This is a genomic window from Gordonia sp. NPDC003376 (genome assembly GCF_053589235.1).
Map to the genome: position 1 here is coordinate 1 of NZ_JBSFRM010000022.1, position 17,058 is coordinate 17,058.

The 17,058-nt window shown below is 69.1% G+C and carries 19 protein-coding genes; 6 read left to right on the top strand and 13 right to left on the bottom strand.

From position 1 onward, the window contains the following. Window positions 1–221 precede the first annotated feature (221 nt). From ACWDUA_RS19325 to ACWDUA_RS19385, 13 genes are all read right to left on the bottom strand, one after another. A complete protein-coding gene (locus tag ACWDUA_RS19325) occupies window positions 222–1,181 on the bottom strand; it encodes an NAD(P)-dependent oxidoreductase (RefSeq protein WP_449752625.1) in 960 nt (319 codons plus the stop codon). Further along, window positions 1,181–2,038 carry a class II aldolase/adducin family protein gene (locus ACWDUA_RS19330; RefSeq protein ID WP_449752626.1) on the bottom strand — a complete coding sequence of 286 codons (858 nt, stop codon included), beginning with the start codon at window positions 2,036–2,038 and terminating at the stop codon, window positions 1,181–1,183. Before ACWDUA_RS19330 ends, ACWDUA_RS19325 begins: the two co-directional genes overlap by 1 nt. Window positions 2,039–2,040: 2 nt before the next feature. Next, window positions 2,041–3,138, bottom strand: coding sequence for a histidinol-phosphate transaminase (gene hisC / locus ACWDUA_RS19335; protein ID WP_449752627.1), 1,098 nt, complete (start codon window positions 3,136–3,138; stop codon window positions 2,041–2,043). A 64-nt stretch (window positions 3,139–3,202) separates the two neighbouring features. Then, window positions 3,203–4,216, bottom strand: a complete 1,014-nt coding sequence (locus ACWDUA_RS19340; RefSeq protein WP_449752628.1) for an LLM class flavin-dependent oxidoreductase — start codon at window positions 4,214–4,216, stop codon at window positions 3,203–3,205. Beyond that, window positions 4,213–4,515 carry a TIGR04076 family protein gene (locus ACWDUA_RS19345; protein WP_449752629.1) on the bottom strand — a complete coding sequence of 101 codons (303 nt, stop codon included), beginning with the start codon at window positions 4,513–4,515 and terminating at the stop codon, window positions 4,213–4,215. Before ACWDUA_RS19345 ends, ACWDUA_RS19340 begins: the two co-directional genes overlap by 4 nt. Continuing rightward, window positions 4,512–4,823 (bottom strand): hypothetical protein, encoded by a 312-nt coding sequence (locus tag ACWDUA_RS19350; protein ID WP_449752630.1) that lies wholly within the window; start codon window positions 4,821–4,823, stop codon window positions 4,512–4,514. Before ACWDUA_RS19350 ends, ACWDUA_RS19345 begins: the two co-directional genes overlap by 4 nt. Beyond that, entirely contained in the window at window positions 4,820–6,127 is a 1,308-nt protein-coding gene (locus ACWDUA_RS19355; protein ID WP_449752631.1) for a hypothetical protein, read from the bottom strand. The genes ACWDUA_RS19350 and ACWDUA_RS19355 overlap by 4 nt, the downstream gene beginning before the upstream one ends. A 36-nt stretch (window positions 6,128–6,163) precedes the next feature. Then, window positions 6,164–6,880: an SDR family NAD(P)-dependent oxidoreductase gene (locus tag ACWDUA_RS19360; RefSeq protein ID WP_449752632.1), complete on the bottom strand. Its 717-nt coding sequence runs from the start codon at window positions 6,878–6,880 to the stop codon at window positions 6,164–6,166. 28 nt (window positions 6,881–6,908) lie between these two features. Next, entirely contained in the window at window positions 6,909–7,724 is an 816-nt protein-coding gene (locus tag ACWDUA_RS19365; RefSeq protein ID WP_449752633.1) for an amino acid ABC transporter ATP-binding protein, read from the bottom strand. Next, entirely contained in the window at window positions 7,721–8,602 is an 882-nt protein-coding gene (locus tag ACWDUA_RS19370; RefSeq protein ID WP_449752634.1) for an amino acid ABC transporter permease, read from the bottom strand. Before ACWDUA_RS19370 ends, ACWDUA_RS19365 begins: the two co-directional genes overlap by 4 nt. A 20-nt stretch (window positions 8,603–8,622) precedes the next feature. Then, a complete protein-coding gene (locus ACWDUA_RS19375) occupies window positions 8,623–9,546 on the bottom strand; it encodes a transporter substrate-binding domain-containing protein (protein WP_449752635.1) in 924 nt (307 codons plus the stop codon). Between the two features lie 150 nt (window positions 9,547–9,696). Further along, complete coding sequence (locus ACWDUA_RS19380; protein ID WP_449752636.1) at window positions 9,697–10,638, bottom strand: alpha/beta hydrolase; 942 nt, start codon at window positions 10,636–10,638, stop codon at window positions 9,697–9,699. After that, window positions 10,635–11,510, bottom strand: a complete 876-nt coding sequence (locus ACWDUA_RS19385) for a PaaX family transcriptional regulator (protein WP_449752637.1) — start codon at window positions 11,508–11,510, stop codon at window positions 10,635–10,637. Before ACWDUA_RS19385 ends, ACWDUA_RS19380 begins: the two co-directional genes overlap by 4 nt. Window positions 11,511–11,736: 226 nt before the next feature. Between ACWDUA_RS19385 and alr the strand changes: the two genes are divergently transcribed. The 6 genes from alr to tsaD are packed head-to-tail and all read left to right on the top strand — an operon-like array spanning window position 11,737 to window position 16,924. Next, window positions 11,737–13,032: an alanine racemase gene (alr, locus tag ACWDUA_RS19390; RefSeq protein ID WP_449752638.1), complete on the top strand. Its 1,296-nt coding sequence runs from the start codon at window positions 11,737–11,739 to the stop codon at window positions 13,030–13,032. Then, window positions 13,029–14,153, top strand: a complete 1,125-nt coding sequence (locus ACWDUA_RS19395; protein ID WP_449752639.1) for an alpha/beta fold hydrolase — start codon at window positions 13,029–13,031, stop codon at window positions 14,151–14,153. The genes alr and ACWDUA_RS19395 overlap by 4 nt, the downstream gene beginning before the upstream one ends. Beyond that, window positions 14,153–14,608: a tRNA (adenosine(37)-N6)-threonylcarbamoyltransferase complex ATPase subunit type 1 TsaE gene (gene tsaE, locus ACWDUA_RS19400; protein WP_449752640.1), complete on the top strand. Its 456-nt coding sequence runs from the start codon at window positions 14,153–14,155 to the stop codon at window positions 14,606–14,608. Before ACWDUA_RS19395 ends, tsaE begins: the two co-directional genes overlap by 1 nt. Next, on the top strand, window positions 14,590–15,369 hold the full coding sequence (gene tsaB / locus ACWDUA_RS19405; RefSeq protein ID WP_449752641.1) for a tRNA (adenosine(37)-N6)-threonylcarbamoyltransferase complex dimerization subunit type 1 TsaB: 780 nt from the start codon (window positions 14,590–14,592) through the stop codon (window positions 15,367–15,369). The genes tsaE and tsaB overlap by 19 nt, the downstream gene beginning before the upstream one ends. Next, window positions 15,366–15,881, top strand: coding sequence for a ribosomal protein S18-alanine N-acetyltransferase (rimI, locus tag ACWDUA_RS19410; RefSeq protein ID WP_449752642.1), 516 nt, complete (start codon window positions 15,366–15,368; stop codon window positions 15,879–15,881). Before tsaB ends, rimI begins: the two co-directional genes overlap by 4 nt. After that, a complete protein-coding gene (gene tsaD / locus ACWDUA_RS19415; RefSeq protein ID WP_449752643.1) occupies window positions 15,878–16,924 on the top strand; it encodes a tRNA (adenosine(37)-N6)-threonylcarbamoyltransferase complex transferase subunit TsaD in 1,047 nt (348 codons plus the stop codon). Before rimI ends, tsaD begins: the two co-directional genes overlap by 4 nt. Window positions 16,925–17,058: the final 134 nt, after the last annotated feature.

A 17,058-nucleotide genomic window follows, 5' to 3' on the forward strand; every position in this document is an offset into this window, starting at 1 on the left:
TCGAAATCTCCGCAGCGCACGTTGGGTGGTGACCGCCTCCGGGGTGGTGACGTTGACGAGTTCGGCCGACAGAGGTTTCGACACGCCTTGTCGCTTCGCTCCTCATCGGCTCAACCACCAACAGCTGGTCGCTACGCTCCTGGTCGGCTCAACCACCCACGGTGAGTAACTGATTGAGCAGGGATGCGCCGATGGTGGTCGCGTGCGGAGGTGCCGACAGGTCACCGGTTCAGGACGTGTAGCAAGGGTTCCCCGGTTGCCACGGCCAGGATGTTGTCGCGGACCGCACCGACCTGTGCGGCAACCGAATTGCGGGTCACGCCGGCGACATGGGGGCTCAGCAGGACGTTCTCCTCGCCCAACACCGCCGGTGCCAGTTGCGGGGGCTCGGTGCCGAAAACGTCGAGCGCGGCGCCGGTCATGGTTCGGGCGCGGACTCGCTCCAGCACCGCGTTCTGGTCGACGATGCCACCCCTACTCACATCGATCAGGATGGAGTCCTCGGGGAGGGTGTCCACCTCGTGCCGGCCGATGAGACCCAGCGTGTCCGGGGTGCGGGCGATCGCGATGATCACGATGTCACTGTCGGACAACAACTCCGGCAACGGCGTCCACGACGCACCGCCGATCCGCGAACGGGGCGACCAGTACGACACCGTACATCCGAGGGCCGCATACATCCCGCACAGACGAGTGCCGATCTGGCCGGCGCCCACCACACCCACGCGGCTGCCACGAAGCTCTCGCGGCCGGGCCTCGTCGAGGATGCCCAGCTGAGGCCACCGACCACCTCGTACCTGTGCGTCGGCCCACCGATACGACCGCAGCAGGTTCATCGTCGCACCCAGGCACCACTCGGTCACCGACCACGAGTTCGCCGGACCGATGTTCGCCACCGGGACGCCACGGCGGGCCCAGGCATCGAGATCGATCGTCTCGACACCGGCGGTCGGCTGCTGGACCAGTATCGTGCGCTCGGCGAGCGCGGCCTCGGTCTCGTCCAGCCGCAACTGTCCCGACCAGTCGCCGACGATCACGTCGCAGTGCGGCAGCGCCGCCCGCAGGGCATCGGGGGTGTGCTCGGGCAGCCGGGTCACCTCAACATCGACGCCATCGGGTTCGACCGCATCGAGTAGGGCGGGAGAAGGGTTGGGCGGCAACAACAAAACCTGCAGACCCATCAGACGCCCGCTCCCCACACCTCGGCGAAGTCGGGCTGCTCGCGGACGATCCTGGGAATGATCGACTGGTACTGGAACCATCCGACGGCCTCACCGCCGACAGTGGCACCGGTTGCCACCGCGGTGTCATGATCGAGCATGGTGGGGGTACCGGCGGCCAGCGCGATCATCTCGGCCTGCATCGACCGTTCCATCGTGATGAACCACCACACCGCCGACTCGACGGTCGTCCCCACCGTCAGATGCCCGTGATTGGCCAGGATCGCCGCCTTACGCGGACCGAGGGCCGCGGCGATCCGACGTCCCTCCTCGGCGGCGAAGACGACACCGTCATAGTTCGGATACAGGATGTGATCCTGGTAGAACGCGCACGCGTCCTGTGTCATCGCGCCGAGCTCACGACCCATCGCCGAGAACGCCTTGCCATACAGGCCGTGCGCATGCACCGCACCGACCACATCCGGCCGTTTGTCATGGATGGCCGCATGGATGGCGAAGGTCGCCCCGTTGAGCGGTCCGCTGCCCTCGACGATGTCACCGTCGGCGTTGACCAAGATCAGGTCCTCGGGGCAGACCGTGCCGAAATAGGCACCCCACCGTGCGGTCCAGAAGTGGTCGGACAGTTCGGGATCACGAGCAGTGATGTGCCCTGCGACACCCTCGTCCATGCCGAATCGCGACAGCAGTCGGTAGCCGCCGACCAGTGCGACCTTGCGGCGGTGGCGCTCCTCGTCGAGCGACGACGACGACCATCGGACAGGGATACCGCTCGGCTGATCGTCGGGCACAGCAGAGTCGGAGACAGCAGAGTCGGAAACGGGAGATGGGGAGACAGAGGATTCGGCGGCGATGGACATGGTCACTCCTTCGGAGCGGTCGGGGCGGGGATCATCCGGGCTGCGAGGTCGAGAAGACGTGTGTTGGCCTCGGTCTCGCCGATCGAGACGCGTACTCCGGTTCCGGCCAGCGGACGTACCGACAGTCCGATCTCGCCGGCCTCGGCGACGAACGCCGCGGCCCCGTCGGCATCGGGGAAGCGAAGCCAGACGAAGTTGCCCTGCGGATCACCCACGTCCCAGCCGATCTCGGCGAGGCCGCCGACCACGCGCAGGCGCTCGACGACCAGGGCGTCCACGCGCTCGAGCAACTCCGAGCGCAACTGCAGCGACGCCACCGCCGCGGCCTGTGCGGGCAGACTCACCCCGAACGGGACGGCGACGGCGCGCAATGCTGCGGCGATCTCGGTGGGTGCGTAGGCGTAGCCCACCCGCAGGCCGGCGAGGCCATAGGCCTTCGAGAACGTCCGTGCCACGGCGACGTTGGTGCGTGCGGTGGCGATCGCGATCCCGTCCACGGGATCATCCATCCGCACGAACTCCGCATAGGCCTCGTCCAGGATCACCAGGACGTGCGCGGGGACGGAGTCGAGGAACCGGAGGATCTCGGTGTGCGTCAACGCCGCGCCGGTGGGGTTGTTGGGTGTGCACAGGATCACGGCGCGGGTGCGATCGTCGATGCGGTCGGCCATGGCGTCCAGGTCGTGGCGCCCGTCGGCGGTGAGCGGGACCTGCTCCGACCGCGCGTTGGCGGCGAGTACCGCGATCGGGTAGGCCTCGAAACTGGGCCACGGGTAGACGACGTTGTCGCCCGGCTCGCACACGCTGGAGAGAAGGTCGTAGATGATGGCGGCCGATCCGGCGGCCACGGCCAGATTCGCCGTGGGTACCGAAAGGCTCTCGGCCAGTGCGGCATAAAGCTCGGCGTTGCCCATGTCGGGATAGCGGTTGGAGTCACGTACCGCCAGGTCGACGGCCGCGACCACGCCGGGCAGCGGCGGATACGGGTTCTCGTTGGACGACAGTTTGTACCGGGCGACCCCGGGTTTCGCGACGGGTGGTTTACCGGCCACATAGGGCGGCATCTCGCTGATGCTCGACCGTACGTGCAGGAGGGTCATCGTTGTCTCACCATGTTTCGTTGTGCTGCAGGGGTTCAGGGACAGGGAGTGGGGACACCCGGGATCAGGAATCGGCGAGCCGGCGCAACTCGGGCAGCACCGTGGTGCCGATCAACTCGAGGGCGTGGAGTGGATCGGCCCCGATCGGCGGACCGAAGGAGATGTGCCGGGCCCCGGCCTCGATCAGCTCGGAGCACTGGGCGATCACATCGTCCACGCCACCGACGATGCCGAGGCCGAGCATCCCATCGGTGACCGATGCGGTGGCGGCGTCGACGCCCTCGGTGTCGAGCAGTCGTTGGGTGTGGGCGAACTCGTCGGGGTCGAAACCGTGCTCGGCGAGGACTACGGCGGGCAGCGACCCGGAGTAGAGCGCGATCTGATGGGCCATCGCGTGGCGTGCCTCGTCGCGATCATCGGCGATCGACGCCCACACGCAGGCGGCGATGTCGATGTCGGCGATGTCGCGCCCCTTGTCGGCGGCGCCGGTGCTGATCTCCTTCATCACCGAGAAGACATGGCGCGGTGGCAGACACAGGGGCAGGGCGCCGGCGGCGTAGCGTCCGGCGACCCGCAGCATCTGCGGGCCCATCGCACCGACGTATACCTCGACCTCGTGGGCGTAACGCGGTATCGCGAGGTCGGTCCAGCCGGGTCCGGCTCCGGGCACACCGGCCGGACTGCGGCCGGCGGAGAGCTCTTTGATCGCCACCACGGCGTCGCGGGTGCGGGCGACCGGCCCCGACGGCGGTGCGATCCCGGCCTTGGCGTAGAACACGTCCGACCCCGCTCCGACACCTACGATGAACCGTCCGCCGGACAATTCCTGCAGGCCCGAGGCGAACATCGCGATCTGTCCGGGATGCAGTGTGACGGGGTCGACCACGCCGCAGCCGAATCGGATGCGGTCGGTACGTGACGCGATCGCTGCCAGGCTCACCAGGCCCGGTTCGCCGAGGAAGTCGTTGCCGGTCCAGACCTGGTCGAACCCGGCATGTTCGGCCAGCTCCGCCTTGGCCACCACATCGGCCACGCTGACGTGGGAACCGATGCGGGCACTGAACACGAGGCCGGTCATCCGGCACTCCTTTCGCTTGTGATGACGCCCGACTCGTCGAGCACGCTGACCCGCATCCGCACGGCCTCCGGGGCGTCCGGACAGGCGAGAAGCGGCGACGACCTCAGGTAGCGGTCGGCCTCTGCGGCGTCGAGACGTCCGAGGACGACCGGCAAGACGTTGGCAATTGCGAAGTAGCAGAACTGCTTTCCCTCGGGCACGATGACCCCGGTGTCGGACAGGTCGAAGTGATCGCCGACGGTCAGGCCGCATGCCGAGTAGTTCATCGACTCGACGGTGCAGCGCACGGTGACGCTCATGACGTCTCGTCCGGCTCGGGCACGATCGTGATCACCACGTTCTCCTCGACGTGCGGGCACAGGAAGTAGGGCTTGCGCAGCAGCCAGTCGTCGGCGGGCAGCGGCATCTGGCGTGTGCCCAGGCACGGCAACACCGCCGACAACGCGTTGGGACAGAAAGGCTTTCCGTCCGTGGACATCCGTGACTCATCGATGGTGACGTGGTCGCCGACCCGGGCTCCGCAGCGGGGCGCGTCGGCCCGGTCGATCACCACGCGCACACGCGGCGTGGGACCGACCATCGCCGGTGAGCCGGCGTCGGCACTCATCCGCGCTCGGCGAACAGCTCGCGGGCTCGCTCGGCCGGCATCATCCCGGAGGTGTCCACCCCGCCACTGCTCAGCCCGGCGCGGGCCAGCGCGCCGAGATGATCACGGCGGGTGCCTGCGTGTGCGAGCGCACCGTAGGCATCCCGGAGGACACGCTGCATCGGGTCGACGTCGCGGATGAAGCCGGCGCGCGCCAGATCGGTGGTGAGGTCGACGACCCGGCGCAGCGCCAGGCCCGCGACCGCATTGACACCGGTCATCCGGGCCTGTGCGGTGGGGGTGAGCACCCGGTCGGAGAAGATGGTGTCGTCGGTGATGTCGGCGACGTGGCGGCTGCCCGCATAGGCGAAGTCGACCTCGGCGATCGCCTCACCGAATCGCTGCAGTGTGGCGGCGTCGAGGTGGGAGACGCCGCGCGCCGAGATGATGTCGGCGGTGATGTCCACCAGGTGCCGGGCCACACCGAGGGCCACGCCGGTGAGCGCGAAGTGGCTGACGTGGACGCTCCGGTTGAGCGGGTCCTTGTTCTGGTCGTAGTCGGCGTCGCGGTCGAACGAGTGTGACGCGGGGACGAAGGCGGGCTCGATGATCTCGTAGGAGGTGCTGCCCGAGCCGCTGACCCCGAGCACCTGCCAGTTGTCGCACACCGTGATTGCCTCACGCGGAAGCCAGATCCCCAGATGCAACTGCTTGCCGGTCGGGCCGATCACCGGCTGGTCGCCGTCGAAGACGTTGGCGCTGCCGATCACGTGCTCGGCGACGTAGCTGCCGCTGCCCCAATCCCAGTGCCCGCTCACGAGATAGCCGCCGGGAACCACCTGGGCGCGGCCGCGCGGATGGAACGAACCACTGGTCGGCATGTCGCGGGTGGGGTAGAGCTCGGCGTAGGCCTCGTCACCGAGGCGGGCGGCGTAGTAACCGGTCGCGTTGAGCACACCGATGTTCCATGCGGCCGAGGCGTCGACGGTGGCCACTTCGGCAACCACGTCGAGTTGCCGGCGCAGACCCATCTCGAGTCCGCCGCGGAAAGCGGGGAACGCCATCTGGAACACGCCGGCGCGACGGAATGCGGTGGTCAGCCGGGGACTCAGGCGCGCGATCCGCTCCATCTCGTCGGCTTCCTCGGCGACGACGGGGAGCAGCCTGCGGGCATTGGTGAGCACGGCGTCGGCGGAGTCGAGCGGAAGCAGCTCGGGGATGGCGGCATCGGCACCGGCCGGCGGGGTGTCCGGACCGGCCACGCTGCCGGTTCCGGTCCGGTCGGTGCTGGGTGTTTCCGTGCTCGTCGTATCCGTGATGGACATGGGGGTACCTCGAATCATGAAGGGGGAGTGGATAGATCAGGTGATCGGTTCGCCACCGGTCACCCAGATCGTCTGTCCGGTGACCGCGGGGTTGGTCACCAGGGTTCCGACCGTGATCGCAACGTCGGCGGATGTGGGGAAGTCCGGCAACGACATCCGCGCGGTCAGGGCCTCGGCGGCGGCCACCCAGCCGGGGTCGGTGTCGACCGGATCGTCGGGATCGACCACACGACCCGGTGCGACGATGTTGGCGGTGATCCCGTACCGGCCTTCCTCGACGGCGAGGTACCGGGTCAGGGTGGTGGCGGCCGCCTTGGCCGTGCCGTATGCCGCGTGTCCGGCGATCGGCCGGGCCATCAGCGCACCGGCCAGGTACACGATCCGCCCCGATCCGGCGGCCCGCATACTCGGCAGGACGCGTCGGCACAGGGTGAGGTGGCCGGCGACGGCGGCGAGCTGCGCGGCGAGTTCGTCGGCACCGAGGTCGGCCACGGCGGTGGCGCCCGGCGCCCGCGGATGGGCTGCGTTGACCAGCACGTCCACCGCTCCGAGACGGGCCTCGAGATCGGTGAGCGCGGTGTCGACGGCCGCGGCGTCGGTGATGTCGCAGGCCGTCGACCACTGCGCGCCGGGCGGGTGGTCCCCGGAACGACTGAGTGCGGCCACGCGTAGCCCGAGTTCGGACAGGTGGTCGACCATCCTCCGTCCGAGCGGACCGGTGGCCCCGGCGACCAACGCGATCGGATCGGTCATCTCGACGGGTCCGTCGTCGCGGTGTTCGTCATCGGAGCACCGCCGACAAGAACGTGCGGGTGCGGTCGTGGGCGGGTGTGTCGAAGACCTGCGCCGGGGGACCGACCTCGACGATGGTACCGGCATCCATGAACACCACACGGTCACTGACCTCGCGGGCGAAACCCATCTCATGGGTGACCACGACCATGGTGATCCCGCCGGTGCGGGCCAGGTCCTTGATCACCGACAGCACCTCGCCGACGAGCTCGGGATCGAGCGCGCTGGTGGGTTCGTCGAACAGCATCACCTTGGGACGCATGGCGAGTGCCCGGGCGATCGCGACCCGCTGCTGCTGCCCGCCGGACAGTTTCGACGGGTAGGAGCCCTCCTTGTCGGCCAGCCCGACGCGCGCCAGCAGCGAGCGCGCGTACTCGGTGGCCGCCGCGGGGGATTCACGCTTGACCTTGATCGGGGCGAAGGTCACGTTCTCCAGGGCGGTCATGTGCGGGAAGAGATTGAAGTGCTGGAACACCATCCCGATCTCCAGGCGGCGCCGGCACGCCTCGGATTCGCGGAGTTCGTAGAGCTTTCCGCGCTTGAGCCGGTAGCCCACCAGGTCGCCGTCGACGGTGATCGATCCCGCCGAGATGTCCTCGAGGTGGTTCATGGTGCGTAGCAGGGTGCTCTTGCCCGAGCCCGACGGACCGATGATGCAGACCGTCTCTCCGGTGGGGATGTCGAGGTCGATACCCTTGAGGACCTCGGTGGAGCCGTAGGACTTGCGGACCCCGGAGATCCGGATCATCGGATCGTCGGTGGCGGGATCGGCCGACCGGGTGACGATGTCGGGTGTGGTCGTCATTTGGTGGCCGCCCGTCGTTCGAGGAAGTACTGGCCGATCGAGAGCAGGATGATCACCAGCAGGTACCAGATGGTGGCGACGATCAGCATCTCGATGGTGCGGAAGTTGACGCCGGAGATACCGAGAACCGCGGTCATGAGGTCACCGCCGGCGATCACCGACACGATCGCCGAGGCCTTGAGGCCGCCGATCAGTTCGTTGCCCAGCGGCGGGATGATGATCCGTAGTGCCTGGGGCAGAACGATGTACCGCAGGGTCTTGCCGCCGTCCACGCCGAGCGCCTTGGCCGCCTCGTGCTGTCCGATGCCCACCGAGAGCAGGCCGGCGCGGACGATCTCGGCCATGTATCCGGAGCCGGTCAGGGCCAGCGCGATCACCGACGCCACGAACGGGGTGACCACCTGCTGCACCTGGAAGGAGACGAGAGGTGCGGTGCCGAAGGGATTGGCGATACTGACCGTGTTGACGAACAGTCCGAGGTTGCCGACGAAGATCAGCAGCACCACCAACGGGATGCCCCGGAAGAAGAAGATCCAGATCGAGGCGAAGCCGGACAGGATTCTGCTCTCGGAGATCCGCATGACGCCGATCACCACGGCGAGGATCACTGCGATCCCGACGCCGAGGACGGTCATCTCGAGGGTCAGCAGCAGGCCTTTGAGCACACCGCCGTCGAGCAGGAAGTCGCCGACGACCGACCACTCGATGTTCGGATTGACCACGAAGCCGTACACGCAGAACGCGACGATCGCGATCAGCACGGCCGCACTGATCATGCGGCCCCAGTGCCGGACCGGAACCACTTGCAGGCTGTTGACGTCGACGTGGCCGGCGGCCCGCGTCACGTCCGGGGGATCGAGTGCAACGGAATTGGACATGGCCACTCGTCATCCACCGATCACTTGGTGCCGGCCGGCGTGCCGGTCAGCGGATTGACCTTGATCTCGTCGACGGTCACCGCGGAGTCGGCGGAGTCGTTGTCGGCGAGGATCTTGGCGTAGGTGCCGTTCTCACTGAGGCGACGCAGCGAGTCGGCGAAGGCGGTGGCCAGCGCGCCGTTCTTCTTCGAGACCGCGATCGTGGTGTAGAGCGGCTCGATCTCGGTGTCCGGGACGGCCACCGCGGTGAGCTTGGAATCGGCTGCGACAGCGCTCTTCTGGCTGGGGGTGGTGTCCAGCCACGCGTCGATGGCACCGGAACGCACGGCGCTGATCGCGGCGTTGGCGCCCTGGAACTCGGAGACCTTGATGGGGTTGGAGGCGCATTCCTTGTCGCTGACCGCCTTCACGGCGGCGACCTGGACGGCGCCGACGGGTGCGCCGATCGTCTTGCCGCACATGTCGGCCAGGGAGGTGATGCCGGCGGCCTTGTCGGCCGACATCAGCAGTGACTCGGTGGTCTTGATGAACGGCACGAGGTCGAACTCGCCGGCCTCGCGTTCACGGGTGTCGGAGATCTGGCCGAAGAGTGCGTCGACGGCACCCGACTGCAGGCCGGGCAGCTGGGCCGGCCACTGCATGTTGCGCCACTGCGGGGTGAGGCCGAGGTCGGTGCCGATCGCGGCCGCGAGGTCCGGGGCGATGCCGACCGGCTGGGAGGTGTTGGACGCGTCGACGCTGATGATCGGCGGGGTCGACCATTCGGCGCCGAGCTTGAGGGTGCCGCTGGAGGCGATCTGTTCGGGCAGTCCGCTGGCCGGGGTGCCGGAGCCGGTGGACTCCGTGGTGGTGCCGGTGGAGCAGGCGCCGAGGGTGACGGCGAGCGCGGCGGCGCAGGCTCCGGCGAGAGAAGTCGTGAGCTTTGCAAACGGTCGGGACGACATGAGGGGCTTCCGTTTCTGTGGGGGCGTGGTTTTCCCAGACGGGAGAAGGGGCTTCACACGATTCTGGCGGTCGGTGATGACCGCAGTATTGGATTGTCGTTACAAATACATTTCACATTTGTGCTTGCCGTCATGAACGTGACATGCCGATCAGGGGATGGCCGGGATGCGGACCAGGTGGCACCCCGCGGCGATCAGCGGATCGTGCAGGGATGCGGGATCGGGTACCTCGATGTCGGTGGTCACCACGGTGGTGTACTCGTGGCCATAACGGTCGACGAAATACGCGATCTCGTTGGTGTCCAGCCCTTCTCGGGTCGGAGATGGCGGGATCAGGGCCATTCTGCGGTCCGGGGTGGCCCCGGCGGTGGTCAGGATGGTTGCGACCTGGGCGGTCGCGTCGGTGGAAACACCTGGGGTGATGGCGATCCCGAGCCGTCGTCCGTGTGGGCGATGGAGCCGGGCGAGAACCGCGGCAAGCTCTCCGGGTCCGACGATATCGGTGAGAGCCCAAGGTGTGCAATCGGGTTCATCGTCATCATGAGGGGTGGGCCAGTCGCCGGTGAGCGCCCAGTGGTGGGCCGGAGCCCACGTGCCGAGCCCGGACGTCTCGTTGAGATGGCCTCCGGTCGGGAGGGTGATCACCCGGACCCCGGAATCGGCGGGCGCGTCGGGAATGTGTCCACTCAGCCACGGATCATCCTGCGCCACAACGATGGTCGGTGGCTCCACGGACAGTGGTCGCAGGGCCGTGAGATCGGGGTCGGGAGTGGGGTCGGCCCAGGGGCGTCGGCCCGGGCCGGGCGGGGCGACCAGCAGGACACGGCGCGCGACGGGGACGGGGCCACCATCGGCGGCCAGCCGTGTCCAGCAGTGAGCCGACAGCCCGTGCGCGATCACGATGGTGTCCGAGTCGATATGGCGGCGAAAAGCCTTGCACCACTGGTCAACATCGGGATCGTCGAGATCGGGTAGCAGCGGATAGGACACCTCGATGCCCTCGTCGCAGAGGCGCTGGGCGAGCAGGATCTGCCAGTGTCCCGGTGCACGGCGGAACTGCGCACCGTCGAGCATCACCACCGGCCCGGTCATCGCGGCAACTCCTCACGGAACGCCGACATCGCCGAGCGCCGGCCGGTGACCTCCTCGATGAATCGGCCCGCGGGCTGTTCGAGGGTGTCGCTGAGCTCCAGGAACTTGGGCACGCTGACCGTGCCGGGCCAGTCGGCCGCCATCATCGACGACGGCAGTGCCGGATCCACATAAGTGATGGGGCGCCAGAGATCGAGTGCCCTGGTCCAGCCGTGGAAGGCGGTGCGCGGGTCCGGCGACTGCGAGTAGGCGGCCATCGCCGCGGCGTGTGCCGCCAGGAAGTGATCGTGCAGATCGCGGGCGAGCTCGAAGTCCCACCAGCGCGTGACGGCGACGTCCGGTCGGGTCTCGCCGTGGATCTCACTGACGATGAAGGTGGTCACGTGGCCGGTCAGGCCCAGCTCGGCGACCATCTCGTGCACCTCGTCGTCCATGTATGCCGGGCAGATCCAGAGGCCGTTGGCCACATTCCCGCAGCCCATCCAGGTGAGGCGTCGGCGCAGCTGGTGGCGTAGGCCCCGATCCTGCTCGGGAACCGAGAACGAGATCAGGCACCACGGGTCGCCGTCGGTCATCAGGCGCGGTCGTACGTAGCGGAGGATGTCACGGGCGAAGACCCGGGCGGCACGGTCGGAGGCCACGTACCCCGGCGTCGGGCCGTCGGGCTGTGCGACGAGATGCCCCTTCGCCTTGAGGCGGGTGAGGGCGGTGCGCGCGGGCTGGTCGGCGACTCCGACCGCACCCATCAGGGTGACTATGCTCGACGTCGACAAGTGCGTCGGGTCGTTGCCGACAGTGACGCCCAGAACGGTCCGGAGCAGCGATGTCGCACTTCCGGGCCGTGAATCGAACTCGTCGACGATCTTTTCCATCGGTGTCTCTCCTCGGGCTGGTGGCGAAAACATATCACCGCTGTGACGACCGTCTGGTTTACGAAATGTTACGCCGGTGTTTCGGTCTTCGTGGCCCGGTGCGCCCACGTCGGGCCAGGCAGGCGGCGCGTGGAACCGGCTGTCGTCGAGCCCATCTCGGATCGAGTGTCGCGGCACGGCGGTGCCGACCCAGATCACAGTCGATGATCTGGGACAATGGCAGACGATGACCACGCCAGATCCCAACGACCCAGCCCTGCCCACGCCCGTACGGACCGCCCCGGCCCAGACCGATCCGGCCCAGACCGATCCGGCCCAGACCGATCCGGTCCCGACCAATCCGGCCCTGACCGCGACCGTCGACCTCGACGCCATCGCCCACAACGTCTCCGTGGTGCGTGCGGCGTCCGGAGCCGATGTGATCGCGGTGGTCAAGGCCGACGGATACGGGCACGGCGCGGTACCGGTCGCGCGAGCGGCGCTCGAGGCGGGGGCCACCGAACTCGGTGTCGCCGTGATCGGTGAGGCCCTCGCGCTGCGGGCGGCGGGCCTCGATGCGCCGATCACCGCCTGGTTGCACACCAACGACGCCGACTTCGGCGGTGCGATCGCCGCCGGGGTCGACCTCGCCGTGTCGTCGCGTAGGCAACTCGGGCGAGTCCTGGACGCAGCGCGCGCCCTCGGCACCAACGCCACCATCAGCGTCAAGGTCGACACCGGACTCAATCGCAGCGGTGTGGCGGCGGACGAATGGTCCGACTTCGCCGCCGACCTGGCCGCCGCCGTCGCCGAGGGGGCCGTGACGGTCCGCGCGATGATGTGCCACCTCGCTCGCGGCGACGAGCCCGAGCATCCCCTCAACTCCGAGCAGGCGCGGCGACTGGACACCGCACGTGCCGATCTCGTGCGACGCGGGGCCGGCCCCGAGGTGATGCACCTGGCCAACTCGCCTGCGGCGCTGACCCGGCCCGATCTCGCGCGCGATCTGGTTCGACCGGGTATCGCGATCTACGGCGGGGTGCCGATCCCCGGCCGCGACTTCGGACTGGTCCCGGCGATGACGCTGAGCGGCGAGGTGGCGCTGGTCAAGCACCTGCCCGCGGGTGAGGGCGTCTCCTACAGCCACACCTGGATCTCCGAGCGCGACACCATGATCGGCGTGGTACCCGCGGGATACGCCGACGGTGTGCCGCGCACCGCATCCGGCCGTCTGAGGGTGCGGATCGGCGATCGGGACTTTCCGCAGATCGGTCGGATCTGCATGGATCAGATCGTGATCGACCTGGGGCCCGACGGTGGCGGGGTCCGGGAGGGCGACCGCGCCGTACTGTTCGGCAACGGTGCCGCCGGCGGGCCGACCGCACAGGAATGGGCCGAGGCCGTCGGAACGATCGACTACGAGATCCTGTCCCGGATCGGTGGCCGCACGGCGCGGACCTATGTGCGGTCCGGCCGGCCGGTGCAGGCCCTGCAGGCGCAGGGTCGGCAGGTGGGAGGACCGCAGGTGGGGGGACGGCGATGAAACCGTCGGAACGGATCGGCCTGGCCGCGGGTGCGGCGGGCCTGGCCGCGCTCGGTGGGCTCGCGGCCGCCGGAGCGGTGCGCACCGCGAAGGGTCGGCGCGTGCCGCCGGGCGGAGATCCCTACGCCGGCACCGACTTCACCACCATGTACGACGATCCGGCGTCGACCGTCCCCGCTGCCGACGGCCTCGCACTGGCGGTCCGGACCGTCGACCTGGGCGGACTGACCTCGGGGGAGACCCCGGAGCTGACCGTGGTCTTCGTGCACGGCTTCAGTCTCCGCCTGGCCAGCTGGCATTTCCAGCGGTACGCGCTCGCCGATCGCTGGGCCGACCGACGGATTCGGATGGTGTTCTTCGATCTGCGTGGCCACGGCCGCAGTGCGGACGCCCCCGCGGATACGTGCACCATGGATCAGCTGGTGGCCGACCTCCGCGAAGTGGTGCGTGCGGTCGCCCCTGCGGGACCGGTTGTGCTGGTGGGCCATTCGATGGGCGGCATGGCATTGATGGGCCTCGCTCGACGCAACCCGGAACTGTTCGCCGCCGACGGGCGCATCGCCGGCGTCGCCCTGGTGGCGACCGCGGCGAGCGGGCTGGCCTCCGAAGGACTCGGCCGCAGCCTGCGCAATCCGTTGCTCGACGCGTTCGCGGTGGCCGCCCGGCGCACCCCGCGGGTGATCGAGGCCGGCCGTGACCTCACCCGAATGGTCCTCGAACCGGTCCTGGTGGCAGCGAGTTTCGGACCCGGGTTCCACAGCCCGGCAGCCGGCCGGGCGGTGGAGAAGATGCTGCAGAACACGCCGATCGCGACGGTGGTGAACTTCCTGTCGGTCCTCGAGGCCCACGACGAGACCCTCGGTCTGCCGGTGATAGGGCAGGTGCCGTCGGTGGTGGTGTGCGGTGACCAGGACAAGATGACGCCCCTGCCCAACTCGCTCCACATGTACGGCGAACTCGGTGCCGACTCCCGTCTCGAGGTGGTCGAGGGCGCCGGGCACATGGTGCAGATGGAGGTACCCGACCGGGTCACCGATGCCATCGACGAGCTGATCGGGCGGGCACGCCTGGCCGCCCCGCGACCCCGCCGCCGCTGGTGGCGTCTCAAGGAGAATGCGTGATGGCCGCCGACACGACCGCCGGACAGCGGGAACTATCCGAGGTCACCGACACCGAGGCGCTGGGATTCGATCTCGCCCAGCAACTCTCGGCAGGAGACCTGGTGATCCTGGACGGACCGCTCGGGGCCGGGAAGACCGCGCTGGCCCGCGGTATCGCCGCCGGTCTCGGGGTGGTGGGCCGGGTGTCGTCGCCGACGTTCATCATCGCCCGCGAACATCGCCCCGGTACGCCCGGCGCACCGTGGATGGTGCATGTGGACGCCTACCGGCTCGGCGGTCTCGACGAGCTCGACGCCCTCGACCTCGACACCGAGATCGCCGACGCGGTGGTCGTCGTGGAGTGGGGTGAGGGGGTGGCCGAGCGGCTCGCCGACCGGCATCTGATGGTACGACTGCGCCGTGATCCGGACACCGATGTGCGGCATGCGGAATGGGAATGGGTGAATCGCCAGTGAGCACTGCCGAATTCGAGTCCGTCGGCACCGTGGTGACCTCATCCGGCGGAGCGCGGACGGTCCTCGTGGTCGACACCGCCACCGACGCGGTGGTGACCGGCATCGCCACCATCACGGCCGGCGACGACGCCGCGCGGCCGGAGGTGACGGTGCTCGCCGACCGCACCGTCGCCGATCATCGTCGCCACGCCGAACTGCTCACCACGCTGATCGGGGAGACCCTCACCGAATCGGGCGTCGCCCGTGGACAACTCGACGCCGTCATCGCCGGTGTGGGACCGGGACCCTTCACCGGCCTGCGGGTCGGGATGGCCACCGCGGCCGCCTTCGGTGACGCCCTGGGCCTTCCGGTGTACGGTGTGTGCTCCCTCGACGCCATCGCCGTGGAGGTGGCCCGGACGACCCCGTCGGCGACGACGATCGCCGTGGCCACCGACGCCCGTCGCCGCGAGGTGTACTGGGCGCTCTACTCGCGGGCCACCCGCATCCGCGGCCCGGAGGTCGCCGCGCCCGCCGCGGTGGCCGCCGACCTCGGCGGCACCACTCCCGACGCGGTCGGCGGATCGGCACCGCACCTGTCCCAGATCGGCTGGACGACAACCGAACCCGCATCGACCATCCCGACCGTGTCGGGTCTCGCGACCGCGGCGGCGACGGCGGTTTTTGCCGGGGCGATCCCGGATCCGCTCGTCCCGCTCTACCTGCGTCGCCCGGATGCGGTGGAACGCAAGGACCAGCGGCCCAAGACGGTGACGCCGTGAGCGCCCGGGAACTCGTGATCGACGCCCTCGAACTCGCCGACGTGCCGCGGGTCGTGGAGGTGGAGCACCAGAGCTTCGCCGGTGACTCCCCGTGGCCGGCAAGCGCTTTTCGCGCCGAACTGAACGCCCCCTACAACCGGTACTTCGCCGCACGCGAACATCCCGGCGATCCGGTGATCGGATATGCGGGGATCTCCACCCTCGGGATCCCCGGGTCCTACGAGTGCGAGATCCACACCATCGCGGTGGCACACACCCACCGCGGTCTGGGATACGGCCGCGCACTGCTCGACGCGCTGCTCGCCGTCGCCGACGCGATCGACGCGCCGGTGTTTCTCGAGGTGCGCACCGACAACGACACCGCCATCGCGCTCTACGAGCGCAACGGTTTTGCCACAGCGGGCATCCGGCGCGGCTACTACCAGCCGTCCGGCGCCGATGCCTACACAATGATCCGACCGTCGGCATCCGGACGCGTCGGCACCGACGACGCGGGAGGCGCCGACTCATGATCGTGATGGGGATCGAGAGTTCCTGCGACGAGACCGGAGTGGGGATCGTCGGCTGGGAGCCCGGCACCGACGGCACACCCGGACGTGCGGTGATGCTGGCCGACGAGGTCGCCTCGAGCGTCGACGAACACGCCCGATTCGGTGGGGTGGTACCCGAGATCGCCTCGCGCGCACACCTCGAGGCCATCGTGCCGACCATGCGACGCGCCCGCGAGGCGGCCGGGATCGACCGCCCGGACGCGATCGCGGTGACCATCGGCCCCGGTCTGGCCGGTGCGCTGCTCGTGGGTGTCGCCGCGGCGAAGGCCTACGCGCTGGCGTGGGACGTGCCGCTGTACGCGATGAATCACCTCGGTGGACATGTCGCGGTGGACACCCTCGAACACGGTCCGATGCCCGAATGCGTGGCGCTGCTGGTGTCCGGTGGTCACACCCACCTGCTGCACGTGACCGATCTGGCCGCGCCGATCGTCGAACTCGGCACCACCGTCGACGACGCCGCCGGTGAGGCCTTCGACAAGGTGGCCCGGCTGCTCGACCTCGGCTACCCGGGCGGCCCGGCACTCGACCGGCTCGCCACCGACGGGGACCCGCAGGCGATCGCCTTCCCCCGGGGTATGACCGGGCCGCGCGACGCACGCTACGACTTCTCGTTCTCCGGGGTGAAGACCGCGGTCGCGCGGTACGTCGAGAAGTGCCGGCGCGACGGGGTGGAGGTGCCGATGGCCGACGTGGCCGCATCGTTCCAGGAGGCGGTGGCCGATGTGCTGACGCTCAAGGCGATCCGCGCCTGCAACGACCTCGGCGTCGACACCCTGGTGCTCGGCGGTGGTGCCACCGCGAACTCGCGCATCCGTTCCCTGGCCGGTGAGCGTTGCGCCGCCGCCGGGATCACCCTGCGCGTCCCGACCCCGCGCCGCTGCACCGACAACGGCGTGATGATCGCGACGCTCGGCGCCCACGTGATCGCCGGTGGCGCGGCACCGTCACCGCTGACCGTCGCCACCGATCCCGGACTGTCGGTCCAGCTCAGTCAGCTCTGACGAGCACGGCCGTCGCGCGGTGTGCGCGACGGCCGATGACAGATCTCGGGGAGAAGCTCCGGGGTCGGCTGTGCCGGCCCGGGCATGATGGGTCCTCTCGCACGTGACGTCGGCGCGGTGGTTCTCACCGGTGA

Bases quoted from the DNA above. Each gene is read 5' to 3' on its own strand.
- ACWDUA_RS19325 (WP_449752625.1), bottom strand. From the start codon at position 1,181: ATGGGTCTGCAGGTTTTGTTGTTGCCGCCCAACCCTTCTCCCGCCCTA.
- ACWDUA_RS19330 (WP_449752626.1), bottom strand. From the start codon at position 2,038: ATGTCCATCGCCGCCGAATCCTCTGTCTCCCCATCTCCCGTTTCCGAC.
- hisC (WP_449752627.1), bottom strand. From the start codon at position 3,138: ATGACCCTCCTGCACGTACGGTCGAGCATCAGCGAGATGCCGCCCTAT.
- ACWDUA_RS19340 (WP_449752628.1), bottom strand. From the start codon at position 4,216: ATGACCGGCCTCGTGTTCAGTGCCCGCATCGGTTCCCACGTCAGCGTG.
- ACWDUA_RS19345 (WP_449752629.1), bottom strand. From the start codon at position 4,515: ATGAGCGTCACCGTGCGCTGCACCGTCGAGTCGATGAACTACTCGGCA.
- ACWDUA_RS19350 (WP_449752630.1), bottom strand. From the start codon at position 4,823: ATGAGTGCCGACGCCGGCTCACCGGCGATGGTCGGTCCCACGCCGCGT.
- ACWDUA_RS19355 (WP_449752631.1), bottom strand. From the start codon at position 6,127: ATGTCCATCACGGATACGACGAGCACGGAAACACCCAGCACCGACCGG.
- ACWDUA_RS19360 (WP_449752632.1), bottom strand. From the start codon at position 6,880: ATGACCGATCCGATCGCGTTGGTCGCCGGGGCCACCGGTCCGCTCGGA.
- ACWDUA_RS19365 (WP_449752633.1), bottom strand. From the start codon at position 7,724: ATGACGACCACACCCGACATCGTCACCCGGTCGGCCGATCCCGCCACC.
- ACWDUA_RS19370 (WP_449752634.1), bottom strand. From the start codon at position 8,602: ATGTCCAATTCCGTTGCACTCGATCCCCCGGACGTGACGCGGGCCGCC.
- ACWDUA_RS19375 (WP_449752635.1), bottom strand. From the start codon at position 9,546: ATGTCGTCCCGACCGTTTGCAAAGCTCACGACTTCTCTCGCCGGAGCC.
- ACWDUA_RS19380 (WP_449752636.1), bottom strand. From the start codon at position 10,638: ATGACCGGGCCGGTGGTGATGCTCGACGGTGCGCAGTTCCGCCGTGCA.
- ACWDUA_RS19385 (WP_449752637.1), bottom strand. From the start codon at position 11,510: ATGGAAAAGATCGTCGACGAGTTCGATTCACGGCCCGGAAGTGCGACA.
- alr (WP_449752638.1), top strand. From the start codon at position 11,737: ATGACCACGCCAGATCCCAACGACCCAGCCCTGCCCACGCCCGTACGG.
- ACWDUA_RS19395 (WP_449752639.1), top strand. From the start codon at position 13,029: ATGAAACCGTCGGAACGGATCGGCCTGGCCGCGGGTGCGGCGGGCCTG.
- tsaE (WP_449752640.1), top strand. From the start codon at position 14,153: ATGGCCGCCGACACGACCGCCGGACAGCGGGAACTATCCGAGGTCACC.
- tsaB (WP_449752641.1), top strand. From the start codon at position 14,590: ATGGGTGAATCGCCAGTGAGCACTGCCGAATTCGAGTCCGTCGGCACC.
- tsaD (WP_449752643.1), top strand. From the start codon at position 15,878: ATGATCGTGATGGGGATCGAGAGTTCCTGCGACGAGACCGGAGTGGGG.